The following is a 14370-nucleotide window of genomic DNA, read 5'->3' as shown; positions in this document are numbered from 1 at the left end:
CCGTACGGCCCGTCCTGCCGCCGGCCGTGCGACAGGCCGTACGAACCAAGGAGACGAACCGTCATGATGCTCCACCCGGAGCTGCTGCGCGCCGCACGTACCGCGCGGCGCCCCCTGCTCACGGCCACCGCGCTGCTCGCGGCCGTCACCGTCACCCATCTCGCGCAGGCCGTCCTCCTCGCCGTCGCCCTGGCCCGTATCGCGCGAGGGGACACCGGCGGACTCCCGCCGCTGCTCGGCGCGGTGCTCGCGGCCGTCCTCGCCCGCGCCGTCCTCGGCCGCGCGCAGCGGCGTGTCGCGGTGAACGCCGGAGCTGCCGTGCGCACCGGGCTGCGCGACGAACTGCTCGTACGCCTCGGCAGGAACAGGCCGCCGCAACAGGCCGACGCGCGTGCCGGAGCCGTACGCGCCACTCTCGTCGACGGCGTGGAGGGAGTCGACGCGTACGTCTCCCGCTACCTGCCCCAGCTGCTCATCACCTGCGCCGTGCCGCCGGCACTCCTGCTCGCCGTGGGCGTCGTGGAGCCGTTGGCCGTTCTCGTGCTCGCCCCCGCCCTCGTGCTCGCGCTGTTCGCGCCCCGCTGGTGGGACAAGCTCCTGGAGCGCCGCGGGCAACAGCACTGGGGCGCGTACGAGGCCCTGTCCGCCGACTACTTGGAGGCGTTGCAGGGCATGCCCGCCCTGCGCGCGGCCGGCGCGGTCGGACGCACCAGGGCGCGGCTGGAGGAGCGTTCACGGGAATTGCACCGTGCCACGGTCGCCAAACTCCGCGTCTCGCTCGTCGACACGGGACTCACCGACCTCGCCGTGCAGGGCGGCACGGTCGCCGCCGCGCTCGTCGCGTGCGGTGCCGCCGTGTCGGGGCACGCGCCCTCCACGAGCACGTATCTGGTGCTGATGCTCGCGGCGGAGTGCTTCCGCCCCGTGCGGGACCTGTCCAGGGAATGGCACTCCGGGTACCTCGGGGTGTCGGCCGCCGACGGGATCGCCGCTCTGCGCACCGCGGAGGGCGGCGTACCCGACACGGGACGGACCGTCGCCGCATGGCCCGCCGTCCCCGAAGTCCGCTTCGAGGACGTGGACTTCACACATCCCGGCGGCGGACGCCCCGCCCTCCAGGGTGTGACCTTCACCGCCCCCGCAGGCCGTGTCACCGCGATCGTCGGCCCCTCCGGCGCCGGCAAGTCGACGCTGCTGGGCCTGCTGCTCCGCCGAGCGGACCCGGACCGGGGCAGGGTGCTCGTCGACGGCCTCGACGCCGGCGCGTACACGCTCGGCTCGCTGCGCCGCGGCATCGCGGTCGTCTCCCAGGAGACGTACCTCTTCCACGCCACGGTCGCCGACAACCTGCGCCTCGGCGCCCCCGGGGCCACCGACGCCGCCCTGCACGACGCCGCCCGGGCGGCCGGCATCCACGACGAGATCGTCCGGCTGCCCGACGGTTACGCGACACAGGTCGGCGAACGCGGTGCCACCCTCTCCGGCGGCCAGCGCCAACGACTGGCCCTGGCACGTGCGCTGCTCGCCGACGCGCCCGTCCTCGTGCTCGACGAGGCGACCAGCGCCGTGGACGAACGCCGCGAGGCCCGCATCGTCGGCGAACTGCTGTCGGCCGCCCGGGGCCGCACCTGCCTCGTCGTCGCCCACCGCCTCGACTCCGTACGGGACGCCGACCGCATCGTCGTCCTCGACGGCGGACGTGTCGACGCCGTCGGTGACCACGCGACCCTGCTCGCGGGGGACGGCGTCTACGCCCGCCTCGTCGCGGCCGGACGCACCACAGAAGGAAGGGCCGCATGAAGACCGGACAAGAGGCCGGGCGAACGGCCACGCACAAGGCGGAACAGAGGGCCGAACGAGGCGCTCTGCGGGCCCTGCTGCCGGTGCTCGACGCCCATCGGGCCATGACCGTCCGCACATTCGCCGCTGCCCTCGCCGACCAGGCGGCCCTCGTCGCCCTGGTCACGCTCACCGCCCACACCGTCGGCACGGCCGTCGTCGAACGGCAGACCCCCGGCCCCGTGACGGTCACCGCCCTCCTCGTGCTCGTCGCCGTGCGCGCCCTCGCCACCTGGCGCGAGATGGACCTCTCGCACGACCTCGCCTACCGCGTCCTGGCGGAACTGCGCGTCCGGGTCTTCGACGGCCTCGCCCGCAGCGCACCCGCCCGCATCCAAGGGCGACGCAGCGGCGACCTGGCCTCCGCCGCGCTCGGCGACGTGGAGGCCCTGGAGTTCTTCTACGCCCACGCCGTGGCACAACTCCTCGCATCGGGAGTGGTGTTCGGCGGCGGATCGGTTGCGCTCGCGCTGCTCGAACCGTGGCTGCTGCTGCCCGTGCTTCCCGTCGCGGCGCTGCTCGCCCTCGGTCCGCTGCTGGAGTCCCGCGGCCGCGCGGTGCGCGGCGCCCGGACCCGGGCGGCGGCGGCGGACCTTTCGGCGGAGGCCGTGGAGACCGTCGACGGACTCCGGGAACTGCTCGCCTTCGGCGCGTTCGACGCCCGGCGCGACCGGCTACGCGCCCACGGCCGCGCCCTCGGGGAGGCCCAGCGGTCGGAGCAGGCGTGGGAAGCGGACGCGGCCGCCGTGCGCGACCTGCTCGTCGTCGTGGCCGTCGTCGGAGTCGTACTGGCGGCCGCGCACACCGTCGCCGGCGCCTGGGCACCCGCGGCGATGGCCCTGGCGCTCGGCGTGCTCGCACCGGTCGCCGACTCGGCCGCCGCGCTCGGCCAGGCGGGCGGGCTGCGGGCCGCGGCGTCGCGGGTGGGCGCCGCCGTACGGGCCCCCGCGGGCGCACCCCCGCCCGCGGCGCCCCGGCCGCTGCCCGGGGGACCACTCGGCGTACGGCTGCGAGACGTGCGCTTCGACTACGGCGACCGGGCCGTGCTCGACGGGCTCGACCTGACGGTCCGGCCCGGCGAGACACTCGCCCTCGTCGGCGTCTCCGGCGCCGGCAAGTCGACGTGCGCGCATCTGCTGGCGCGGTTCTGGGACCCGGCGTCGGGCGCGGTCGAACTCGTCCCGGAATCCGGTCCGCCCGTCGACCTGCGCGACCTGGCCGAGACCGACCTGCGCGGCGCCGTGTCCGTCGTCGGCCAGGACGCACCGCTGTTCCACGGGACGCTGGCGGAGAACCTCCGCCTCGCCGCACCCGACGCGGACGCGGCGGCCTTCGCGGAGGCGGCACGCGTGGCCGGGGTCGACCGGATCGCCGCCGAACTGCCCGACGGGTACGAGACGCGCGTCGGCGAACGCGGCACCACCCTGTCCGGCGGCCAGCGCGCCCGCATCGCCCTGGCCCGCGCGCTGCTGACGCGCCCGCGCGTGCTGGTCCTGGACGAGACGACGGCCAACCTCGACACGGAGGGCGACGCGGCGGTGGCGTCGGCGCTGACGGCCGGCGCGCCCCTGCGCACGACCGTGGTCGTGGCCCACCGCCCGTCGACGATCCGCCGCGCGGACCGCGTGGCGGTACTGGAGTCGGGACGGATCGTGCAGACGGGCACGTGGGCGGAGTTGGCGGCGGAGGGCGGCGCGTTCGCGAGGGTGCTGGCGCGGGGGTGACCCTCGCTCCTGCCCGAGCGGCGGTGGGCCGCATCGCGACCGCTGTCGGACCCGTCCGTTACGGTTCCGGCCGTGAGAGCACCTGATGAACTCGGCGCAGTCGACTGGGCGTCGTACTGGCACGCGCGGGGCGGAGCTGACGACGTCCCGGAGCTGATCCGGGCCCTGTACGGGCGGGAGCAGAAGGGCGCGGACCACGCGCTCGCCACGCTGTGGGACGTGCTCCTGCACCAGGAGTCGGTCTACCCGGCCACGGTTGAGGCGGTCCCCTTCCTCGCGCACGCCGCCGCTCATGTCTCCCGTCTGCGGGCGGGTCTGCTGAAGATCCTCGCCGGCACGGCGGGCGAGGGCGAAAGGCCGCGGGGTGAGAACGAGGAGGAAGGGCGCCGGCGGGTCGCGGCCCTCGTCCCCGCACTTTTGCCGTTCCTGACCGACGACGACGCCGATGTGCGGCGGGCCGTCGTGAGGATCTCGTCCCTGGCGACCGGCCAAGCCGTACGGGTGGTGCTGGAAAAACTGGCCGCCCGGTACAGGGCCGATCCGGACGCCTGGATCCGTGCGGACGCCCTGACGGTGCTGACGCGCCTCGATCCGGACGCGGAAGCTGTCCGGCACCGGCTGGACACGGCATTGCAGGACAGGACCCCCGCAGTGCTCACCGTGGCGGCGCTTGAGCTCCTGGAGCGGTCCGGGACGCCGCATCCGCCGGAAGCGGTGAGGGTCCTGGCCGAGCAGGCCGACCGGGCCGGTCCTGCGGACAGCGGACCGTTCCCCGGTGTCGGCGACACCTGGCACCGTATCGAGCGAGTCCTCGACGAGGATCCGGCGAGCAGTGTGGCTGTGGCCCACCGGTGGATCGGGGACGGGAACCGTGACGGGAACGGGTGGCGACGGGCCGATCGGCTGGCCGCCGTCTGGCGCGACAAGGAGGACGAGGCCGTCGAGCTCCTCGGCGAGGCCCTGAAGCGGCAGCAGGATCCGCGGTGCCGGCTCCGGATACTGGAATCCGTGGCCCGTTGGCTGCCGGGCACCACGCGCCCATTGCAGCCGGTGCTCAGCGACGCCCTGCTCACACATGCCCTTTCCGACGACCGGTGGGTCGCCTCCGCCGCCCAACTCGCCCTGGGGCGCCTGGGCGACGACCGCCTCCTTGCTGCGGTGACGGACCCGGCCGCGGAAGCCCTGGACGCGCTTGCCGCTCGTACCGGCCGGCTCGAACACCAGCGACTCGCCCTGCGCGCGACCGGGTCGCGCCCACCGAGCGGCGTACTCGCCACGCTCACACCCGAATCGGCCACCGCCCTGATGTTCGAACTCAAAGAGCTGCTGCGCCCCCGCCGCACCCTGGTCCCTGTCGCGCGCAGGCTCGGCGACCTCGGCGTGGGGGACGCCGAAGTGATTGTGCTCCTCCATGAGGCCGCCGGCCCCGCCGAGCACCCGAGCGACTCCGACGACTTCGACGACTTCGACTTCGACCACCCCGGCTTCGGCCCCTCCGACGAAGAGGTCGCGGTTGCGGCGGCGGTCGCCGAAACCCGCCTGGGAGGATCCGCGGAACCGGCCGTCGTTCTACTCCAGAAGCAGTTGGCCGTCTCGGCCGGGCACTGGCGGCTGGAGGACGCGGCCCTCCTCGGCCCGGCCGGTGCGCCGTTGCTGCCGCTCGTCGAGAAATTTCTCGACGCGTCGTACGAGTGGACACGCGTGCACGCGGCCGAGGCGCACTGGCGGATCACCGGCGACCCGTACCCCGTGGCCGTCCCCGTCTTCACCGCGCTCGCCGGTCCCGAACCGGTGGGGATCCTGGCTCTGGAGAGGCTGATCGAGATCGGCTGCGCCCCCGAGGAACTGCGGACCGAGTTGCATCACTGGGCACACTCCGAAAGACGCCTCGCAGCCGTCGACCCATGGAGCTTCGCCAGCCCCCGCTACGACGACGACCGGCTCCGCGAAGCGTCACTGGCCCTGCTGCGCTCCCTGTGAGCGAGGACCGGCCGGGCTCGCCCGGTCCGGCCCGCCGCTCCATCGCCGCGTAAGGAACGAGAAGGGCGGGAGGGTCGCCTGTGCACAGCCGACCGCTTGCCTTTCGCCCAGGCGTCGGCGTTCCAGCGGATGTTTGCAGAGGGCGAGCTGTTTGCCGCCCATCTGTGGTGCGGTGTCACGCCGCCGTTCGTCGGTCTACGGAGCCGCAAGGCGCCGGGTCCGGGTTCCCCTGCGCAGATTCGCCAAGGGCGGTTTGCCGTGCAGGCGGATGAACTCGTCGATCAAGTCGGCCTCAGCATGTGCTGGATCAAGGTCCGGTGTGAGGCACCAGGCGACCAGCAGGGCCGAGGAGTCGTCGAGCTGCCAGATGTAGCGACCTCCCCAGTGGCCGGCCGAACCGGTGCCCGACCTGGCGTACCGCCTCAGCCTTCCCCTCAGCCCATGCTCCGTCCTCTCTCCGGCAGCCGCCTTGCCGATGTAGAGGACGTGGGCGCCTTCGACGCATTCGAGGGCCAGTTGCTCCGGCGGGACGGACGGATCGCGCTGCCTGCGCCGTCCCGCAGGACTCGTCGTCAGAAAGCGCGGCGGGCCGAGAGACGACCGCAGCACCACGTAGACGCCGCCCTCCGCGGGCACGTCACTGCTCGGCAGCCCGCTGAACGGAATGAAGCCGCAGAACCCGCGCGCCTCGAGGTTGTGCTGCGTCAGCCCTGTATCGGCGTGCATCGTTGCACCTCTCGCAAGTGCCGGACCCGGCAGCGAGAGTACCCGCCGGGACCCGGCATGGAGGGGACGAGTGCGCCCCCTCAGCTCATCCGCAACGCCAGGAAGAAGTCCAGCTTGTCCTCCAGGCGCGACAGGTCACGCCCCGTGAGCTGCTCGATGCGGCCCACCCGGTACCGCAGCGTGTTCACGTGCAGATGCAGGCGCGTCGCGCACCGGGTCCAGGAGCCGTCGGAGTCGAGGAACGCCTCCAGCGTGGGGATGAGCTCCGCGCGGTGGCGGCGGTCGTAGTCCCGCAGCGGGTCGAGCAGGCGGGCCGTGAAGGCGCGGCGGACGTCGTCGGGGACGAACGGCAGCAGCAGGACGTGCGAGGCCAGCTCGTGGTGGCCCGCGGCGCACACCCGGCCGGGCCGTGCCGCGGCCACGCGGCGGGCGTGGCGGGCCTCCTCGAGGGCGCCGCGCAGGGCTTCCGCCGAGTGCACGGCCGCGCTGACGCCGAGCGTGAGGCGTCCGTCGTCGGCCAGGCCGGCGGTCAGCGGGAGGCGTACGGACTCGAGGAGGGCGTCGGCGTGCAGGCCGGCGTCGACCGGGGGCGGGTCCTCGTCGTCGAGGCCGCCGAGGCCCACGACCGGCAGCGGCACCAGGGCGATCGCCTCGTCGCCGGTGTGGGCGACGGCGATCCGGTCGGCGGATTCGGCGCCGGCGGCCGACGGGTCGACGAGGATCTCCTCGAGGAGCGACTGGGCGACCGGCCCGGTCTCGACGGCCGAGTCGGCGCCCCAGTCCACGCGGGCGACGATCACCTGCCAGTGCGGCGCCGCGCCGAGGCCCGGCAGCAGCACGGGCGCGGCGACCCTCAGCCGTGCCGCGATCTCAGCGGGGGCCGCGCCTGTCTGCACGAGCTCCAGGACCTCCTGGGCGAGCCGACGCCGTACCGTGCGGGCCGCCTCGCGCCGGTCCCGTTCCACGGCGATCAGCTGGGTGACGCCCTGGAGCAGGTCGAGCCGTGCCTCCGGCCAGTCGGCGGCGTCCGCCTCCACGGCCAGCAGCCAGTCGGAGAGCACGCCTTCCCGTACGTCCCTGACGGCCGGCGCGGCTCCCCTTCCGGTGTTCCGGATCGGGAAAAGCGAGTAGGCCACTCCGCGTACGACGGTCCGGTGCGGGGCGCGCCGGCCGGTGCGCACGGCGGCGAGGTGCTCGCCGGCGAGCGTCGCGCCGACCTCCGCCGGCAGCCCTTCGCCGACGCCGGCGATCTGCCGCCCGGTGGGGGACAGGACCCAGGCACGGAGGTCCAGGTCCGAGCCGAGCAGGTCCAGTACGGCGTCCGGGCCGCCGCCCGCCGGGCCGGACGTCATCAGGCGCCTGTGTCTGTCGACGACTGCCGCGAGGTCGCCGGCACGTTCGCCGGAGACCTGCCGTACGACGTACTCGGTGATCGTCGCGAACGCGACGGATTCGTTCACTGCGAACAGCGGCAGCCGGTGGCGCAAACACGCCTGGATCAGATCGTCGGGGATGTCGCCGAGTTCCGCTTCGCCCGCGGCGAGTCCCGCGACCTGCGCGGCGGCCAGGATCCGGACGAACGGCTCCGAGTCCGCCGCGCCGTGCCGCCAGGCGAGCCCGGTGAGCACCAGTTCGCCGCCGGAGAGGTACCGGCTGGGGTCGCGCAGGTCCGTGGTCATCACGCCACGTACCCCGCGGTCGAGCTCGTCCTCGCCGCCGAGCAGCCGCAGCCCCAGCGCGTCGTTCTCCAGCAGTGCGCGCAGCCGCATCTCGTCGCCGCCGATCTGTCTCGTTGTTGCCGGTCGTGGCCAAAGATCTGTCGCCGGCGTTTCCATGGGGAAACGGTGAGGTTGCTGATCTCCGCCTTTCGTTCGAATCTACAAGACGAGGGAGGCGACCAGCCAACTCCTTCATGGTTTCGGTGACTGCACCGCCCGGATCGGGCCTTGTGTACTGGACCACACCGCGTGAACAGCAGATGAACGACCGCATATGACAGGTCGAGGGCCGGCTGTCCCGGGCCCCACCGCGACGTACGACCCCGATCGAGAAGAGAGCCACCCATGGACTTCCTTCGCCCCGCCAGCTGGGAGGAGGCGCTCGCCGCCAAGGCCGAGCACCCCACGGCTGTCCCCATCGCGGGTGGTACCGACGTGATGGTCGAGATCAACTTCGACCACCGCCGGCCGGAGTACCTCCTCGACCTGAACCGCATCGGTGAGCTGACCGAGTGGGAGGTCGGCGGCGAGAATGTCCGGCTCGGTGCCTCGGTCCCGTACACCGCGATCATGGAGAATCTGCGCGCCGAGCTGCCCGGGCTCGCGCTGGCCTCCCACACGGTCGCCTCACCGCAGATCCGCAACCGCGGCGGGGTCGGCGGCAACCTCGGCACCGCGTCCCCGGCCGGCGACGCCCACCCGGCGCTGCTCGCCGCCGGGGCCGAGGTCGAGGCGGAGTCGGTACGGGGCACCCGCATGATCCCGATCGACGAGTTCTACACGGGCGTCAAGCGCAACGCGCTCGCCCCCGACGAGCTCATCCGCGCCGTCCACATCAAGAAGGCCGACGGCCCGCAGCAGTTCTCGAAGGTCGGCACCCGCAACGCGATGGTGATCGCTGTCTGCGCCTTCGGTCTCGTCCTGCACCCCGGGTCCCGCACCGTGCGCACCGGCATCGGCTCCGCCGCCCCCACACCGGTCCGCGCCAAGGCCGCGGAGGACTTCCTGAACGCCGCGCTCGAAGAAGGCGGATTCTGGGAGAGCGGGGACATCATCACCCCTTCGGTCGCCAAGCAGTTCGCGGAGCTCGCCTCCGGCGCCTGCAACCCCATCGACGACGTGCGCGGCACCGCCAAGTACCGCCGTCACGCCGTCGGCATCATGGCCCGCCGCACGCTCGGCTGGACCTGGGAGCAGTACCGCGGCACCGCCCGCACGCTGGAAGGAGCTGCATGACCATGCGCGTCAATTTCACCGTCAACGGACGCCGGCAGGAAGCGGACGACGTGTGGGAGGGCGAGAGCCTGCTCTACGTGCTGCGCGAGCGCCTCGGCCTCCCCGGCTCGAAGAACGCCTGTGAGCAGGGCGAATGCGGTTCCTGCACGGTCAGGCTCGACGGCGTTCCCGTCTGCTCCTGTCTGGTCGCCGCCGGCCAGGTCGAGGGCCGCGAGGTCGTCACCGTCGAGGGCCTGGCGGACCTGGCCAAGCAGCGCGAGCAGTCCTGTGCCGGCGGAACCTGCGGCACCTCGCTCCAGGACGCCCAGGGGTGGAGCGCCGCGCCTGGCGATGGGGTCACCGACTCGCAGACCGGCAAGGGCACCGAGCTCGCGCCGATCCAGCAGGCGTTCATCGACGCCGGCGCCGTGCAGTGCGGTTTCTGCACCCCGGGCCTGCTGGTCGCCGCCGACGAGATGCTCGAGAGCAACCCGTCGCCGACCGACGAGGACATCCGCGAAGCGCTCTCCGGCAACCTCTGCCGCTGCACCGGCTACGAGAAGATCCTCGACGCTGTTCGCCTCGCGGCCGCCCGTCAGGGAAACCAGGAAGCGACGGTCTGACGATGGCCACCACCGGCACACCCACGAACCTCACCCAGAAGACCAAGGGCGGCATCGGCGAGTCCACGCTCCGGCCCGACGGCATCCTCAAGGTCACCGGCGAGTTCGCGTACTCCTCCGACATGTGGCACGAGGACATGCTCTGGGGCCAGACCCTGCGCTCCACGGTCGCGCACGCCGAGATCGTCTCCATCGACACCTCGGAAGCGCTCGCCCAGGCCGGCGTCTACGCGGTCCTCACCTACGACGACCTGCCGACCGACGTGAAGAACTACGGTCTGGAGATCCAGGACACCCCGGTCCTCGCCAACGGCGTCGTACGCCACCACGGCGAGCCCGTGGCCCTGGTCGCCGCCGACCACCCGGAGACCGCGCGGCGCGCCGCCGCCAAGATCAAGGTCGAGTACAAGGAGCTGCCCGTCGTCACCGACGAGGCCTCCGCGACCGCGCCGGACGCGCCGCTGCTGCATCCGGGCCGCGACGACCACCACGCCGGCCATGTGCCGCATCCGAACATCGTGCACCGCCAGCCGATCGTGCGCGGCGACGCCGACGAGGCCGCGAAGCGGGCCGACGTCATCGTCTCCGGCGAGTACACCTTCGGCATGCAGGACCAGGCGTTCCTCGGGCCCGAGTCCGGTCTCGCCGTGCCGGCGGAGGACGGCGGCGTGGACCTGTACGTCGCGACCCAGTGGCTCCACTCCGACCTGCGGCAGATCGCCCCGGTCCTCGGCCTGCCCGAGGACAAGGTCCGGATGACGCTCTCCGGCGTCGGCGGCGCGTTCGGCGGCCGCGAGGACCTGTCGATGCAGATCCACGCCTGCCTGCTGGCCCTGCGCACCGGCAAGCCCGTCAAGATCGTCTACAACCGGTTCGAGTCCTTCTTCGGGCACGTCCACCGCCACCCGGCGAAGCTCCGGTACGAGCACGGCGCCACCCGCGACGGCAGGATCACGCACATGAAGTGCCGGATCGTGCTGGACGGCGGCGCCTACGCCTCCGCCTCGCCGGCCGTCGTCGGCAACGCCTCCTCGCTCTCGGTGGGCCCGTACGTCATCGACGACGTCGACATCGAGGCGCTCGCGCTCTACACCAACAACCCGCCGTGCGGCGCCATGCGCGGCTTCGGAGCGGTCCAGGCGTGCTTCGCCTACGAGGCGCAGATGGACAAGCTGGCGAAGGCCCTCGACATGGACCCCGTCGAGTTCCGGCAGCTCAACGCCATGGAGCAGGGCACGCTGCTGCCGACCGGCCAGCCGGTCGACTCGCCCGCCCCGGTCGCCGAACTGCTGCGCCGCGTCAAGGCCCGCCCGCTGCCGCCCGAGCGCCAGTGGGAGACCACCGAGGGCCCGGACGTCCGCTCGCTGCCCGGCGGCCTGTCCAACACCACGCACGGCGAGGGCGTCGTGAGGGGCGTCGGCTACGCGGTCGGCATCAAGAACGTCGGCTTCTCCGAAGGCTTCGACGACTACTCCACCGCCAAGGTGCGCATGGAGGTCATCGCGGGAGAGCCCGTCGCCACCGTGCACACCGCGATGGCGGAGGTCGGCCAGGGCGGTGTCACCGTGCACGCCCAGATCGCCCGCACCGAGCTCGGCGTCTCACAGGTCACGATCAGCCCCGCCGACACGCAGGTCGGCTCCGCCGGCTCCACGTCCGCCTCCCGGCAGACCTACGTCACCGGCGGCGCCGTGAAGAACTCGTGCGAGCTGGTCCGCGAGAAGGTCCTCGAGATCGGCCGCCGCAAGTTCGGCAGCTACCACCCGGCCTGGGCCACCGCCGAGTTGCTGCTCGAGAGCGGCAAGGTCGTCACGGACGGCGGCGAGGTACTGGCCGACCTGGTGGACCTGCTGGAGGACGAGGCCGTCGAGATCGAGGCCGAGTGGCGCCACCGCCCCACGGAGCCGTTCGACCCGCGCACCGGCCAGGGCAACGGCCACGTCCAGTACTCCTTCGCCGCGCACCGCGCGGTGGTCGAGGTGGACACCGAGCTGGGTCTGGTGAAGGTGATCGAGCTGGCCTGCGCCCAGGACGTCGGCAAGGCCCTCAACCCGCTGTCCGTCCTCGGCCAGATCCAGGGTGGCACCACCCAGGGCCTGGGCGTCGCGGTCATGGAGGAGATCATCGTCGACCCGAAGACCGCGAAGGTCAGGAACCCGTCCTTCACGGACTACCTGATCCCCACCATCCTCGACACGCCGACCATCCCGGTCGACGTGCTCGAACTCGCCGACGACAACGCCCCCTACGGGCTGCGCGGCATCGGCGAGGCCCCCACCCTGTCGTCCACTCCGGCCGTGCTCGCGGCGATCCGGAACGCGACGGGTCTGGAACTGGACAGGACGCCGGTGCGCCCCGAGCACCTCACCGGCACCTGATCCCTCCCCACTTCTCCGGGCGGTGCGCGCCATGCCTCCAAGGAACCAGCCGGTTCCCCGCCGGCCCGCGCCGCCCGGGGAGAACACGTGCCGCACCGCTCGCGGCCGCAGCAGCACCGCAGTACCCCGAAGAGCGAGTTCGTCTCGGGCCGTCCCCCGGGTCGTGCAGCCAAGCACCATCCCAAATCCCGCCATCACCAGTCTCCACGGCGGGTGCCCCTGTGAACCTTGGGAGTAGGCACCATGACCCAGCAGTCCACCGAGCCCCGGACCACGGCGGAGGACGCCGGCGCGGGTACGCGCCAGCCCGCCGGACGATCCTGGCTCGACCGGTATTTCCACATCACCAAGAGAGGCTCGACGCTCGGCCGGGAGGTGCGTGGCGGCATCACCACCTTCATGGCGATGGCGTACATCATCCTGCTCAACCCGGTGATCCTGTCGGTGCCCGACGCGGCCGGCAACAGGCTCGACGGTGATCAGCTGACCACCGCGACCGCCTTCGCCGCCGCGGCGACCACCATAGTGATGGGCCTCATCGGCAATGTGCCGCTCGCCCTGGCCGCGGGACTCAGTGTCTCCGCAGTCATGGCCTTCCAGGTCGCGCCCGAGATGACCTGGGAAAACGCGATGGGCATGTGCGTCATCTACGGCGCCGTGATCGTCCTGCTCGTCGTCACCGGTCTCCGTGAACTGATCATGAACGCGATCCCGCTGGCGCTGAAGCACGCCATCACCATGGGGATCGGCCTGTTCGTCTGTCTCATCGGCCTGGTCCAGGCCGGGTTCGTGACCTCCATGCCCGGCGAGGGAGGCATCGCCGGCGCCAAGCCGATCCAGCTCGGAACCAGCGACATGCTGACCGGCTGGCCCGTTCTCTGCTTCGCCGTCACCGTCCTGCTGATCTTCATGCTCCAGGTCCGCAAGGTCCCCGGCGCCATCCTCATCGGCATCGTCGGCGGCACGCTGTTCGCCGCCGCCGTCCACCAGTTCGCCGGCCTCGACAAGGCCGACTGGGGCGGCCTCAACGCACCCGAGATCACCGGTTCCATCGTCTCCAGCCCCGACTTCGGGCTGTTCGGCGCCGTCTCCTTCGACGGGATGGCCGGCGTCGGCGGCATCACCGTCGGCGTCATCGTCTTCACCCTGGTGCTGGCCGGCTTCTTCGACGCCATGGGAACCATCATCGGCATCGGCCAGCAGGCGGGTCTCGCCGACGACAAGGGCAAGATGCCGGGCCTCAACCGGGCCCTGGCCATCGACGGCGCGGGCGGCGCGATCGGCGGTGTCGCGGGCGCCTCCGGCCAGACCGTCTTCGTCGAGTCGACCGCCGGTGTCGGCGACGGCGCGCGCACCGGCCTCGCCAGCGTCGTCACCGGTCTCGCGTTCACGCTGTGCCTGTTCTTCACGCCGCTCGCCCAGGTCATCCCCACCCAGGTCGCGGCCGCCGCGCTCGTCGTCATCGGCTCGATGATGATGACCAACGCCAAGCACATCGACTGGAACGACTCCGCGACCTCGATCCCGGTCTTCCTGACCACGGTGCTGATGCCGTTCACGTACTCCATCACCGCGGGCATCGCGGCCGGAGTCATCGCCCATGTGCTGATCAAGGCCGTCCAGGGCCGGGCACGCGAGGTGGGCTGGCTCATGTGGGTCCTGGCCGTCGTCTTCCTGGCCTACTTCGCGCTGCACCCCATCGAGGGCTGGCTCGGAGTCAAGTAACCGCCCGCCTCCGCAGAACACCCGAAGGAGACCGACATGCTGGACATCGCCGAAGAGCTGCACCGGTGGGTCGAGCAGGGCCGCAGTTTCGCCGTCGCCACCGTCGTGGCCGTCGGCGGCAGCGCGCCCAGGCAGCCGGGCGCCGCGCTCGCCGTCGACAGCGGGGGCACGGCGATCGGCTCGGTCTCCGGAGGGTGCGTGGAGGGCGCCGTGTACGAGCTGTGCCGGCAGGCCCTCGAGGACGGCGAAAGCGTCCTCGAGCAGTTCGGCTACAGCGACGAGGACGCCTTCGCGGTCGGCCTCACCTGCGGCGGCGTCATCGACATCCTCGTCACCCCGGTCCACGCCGACGCGCCCGCCAGGAAGGTGTTCGCGGCCGCGCTGGCCGCCGCCGCCCGAGGGGAGGCGGCGGCGGTCGCTCGGATCACGGACGGGCCCGCCG

General features: G+C 72.6%; 10 protein-coding genes. 8 read left to right on the top strand and 2 right to left on the bottom strand.

Features of this window, described 5'->3' with window-relative positions:
• Nucleotides 1-63: 63 nt before the first annotated feature.
• From ACWGH4_RS17620 to ACWGH4_RS17610, 3 genes are all read left to right on the top strand, one after another.
• Nucleotides 64-1800, top strand: coding sequence for an ABC transporter ATP-binding protein/permease (locus ACWGH4_RS17620; RefSeq protein ID WP_453461467.1), 1737 nt, complete (start codon nucleotides 64-66; stop codon nucleotides 1798-1800).
• The gene (locus ACWGH4_RS17615) at nucleotides 1797-3563 is read left to right on the top strand and encodes an ABC transporter ATP-binding protein (protein ID WP_453461464.1); all 1767 of its coding nucleotides are present in this window, start codon (nucleotides 1797-1799) and stop codon (nucleotides 3561-3563) included. Before ACWGH4_RS17620 ends, ACWGH4_RS17615 begins: the two co-directional genes overlap by 4 nt.
• Nucleotides 3564-3635: 72 nt before the next feature.
• Nucleotides 3636-5543 carry a hypothetical protein gene (locus ACWGH4_RS17610; RefSeq protein WP_453461462.1) on the top strand — a complete coding sequence of 636 codons (1908 nt, stop codon included), beginning with the start codon at nucleotides 3636-3638 and terminating at the stop codon, nucleotides 5541-5543.
• A gap of 195 nt (nucleotides 5544-5738) precedes the next feature.
• Here ACWGH4_RS17610 and ACWGH4_RS17605 read toward each other — a convergent pair whose 3' ends face one another.
• Nucleotides 5739-6269 carry a hypothetical protein gene (locus ACWGH4_RS17605; protein ID WP_453461459.1) on the bottom strand — a complete coding sequence of 177 codons (531 nt, stop codon included), beginning with the start codon at nucleotides 6267-6269 and terminating at the stop codon, nucleotides 5739-5741.
• 80 nt (nucleotides 6270-6349) lie between these two features.
• The gene (locus ACWGH4_RS17600) at nucleotides 6350-8038 is read right to left on the bottom strand and encodes a PucR family transcriptional regulator (RefSeq protein WP_453461473.1); all 1689 of its coding nucleotides are present in this window, start codon (nucleotides 8036-8038) and stop codon (nucleotides 6350-6352) included.
• Nucleotides 8039-8332: 294 nt separating this feature from the next.
• Here ACWGH4_RS17600 and ACWGH4_RS17595 point away from each other — a divergent pair, with 294 nt between their 5' ends.
• The 5 genes from ACWGH4_RS17595 to ACWGH4_RS17575 form a co-directional block, all read left to right on the top strand.
• Nucleotides 8333-9223: an FAD binding domain-containing protein gene (locus ACWGH4_RS17595; RefSeq protein WP_453461456.1), complete on the top strand. Its 891-nt coding sequence runs from the start codon at nucleotides 8333-8335 to the stop codon at nucleotides 9221-9223.
• Nucleotides 9224-9225: 2 nt separating this feature from the next.
• Nucleotides 9226-9825, top strand: coding sequence for a (2Fe-2S)-binding protein (locus ACWGH4_RS17590; protein WP_453461470.1), 600 nt, complete (start codon nucleotides 9226-9228; stop codon nucleotides 9823-9825).
• Nucleotides 9826-9827: 2 nt separating this feature from the next.
• Nucleotides 9828-12203 (top strand): xanthine dehydrogenase family protein molybdopterin-binding subunit, encoded by a 2376-nt coding sequence (locus tag ACWGH4_RS17585; protein ID WP_453461453.1) that lies wholly within the window; start codon nucleotides 9828-9830, stop codon nucleotides 12201-12203.
• A 243-nt stretch (nucleotides 12204-12446) separates the two neighbouring features.
• The gene (locus ACWGH4_RS17580) at nucleotides 12447-13928 is read left to right on the top strand and encodes an NCS2 family permease (RefSeq protein WP_453461450.1); all 1482 of its coding nucleotides are present in this window, start codon (nucleotides 12447-12449) and stop codon (nucleotides 13926-13928) included.
• A gap of 36 nt (nucleotides 13929-13964) precedes the next feature.
• The coding region (locus ACWGH4_RS17575; RefSeq protein WP_453461447.1) for an XdhC family protein at nucleotides 13965-14370 on the top strand (406 nt) is incomplete at its 3' end.

The organism is Streptomyces sp. NPDC054847 (genome assembly GCF_053610925.1).
The sequence above is the reverse complement of the archived record's forward strand: the minus strand, read 5'-3'. Positions and strand labels throughout refer to the sequence as shown.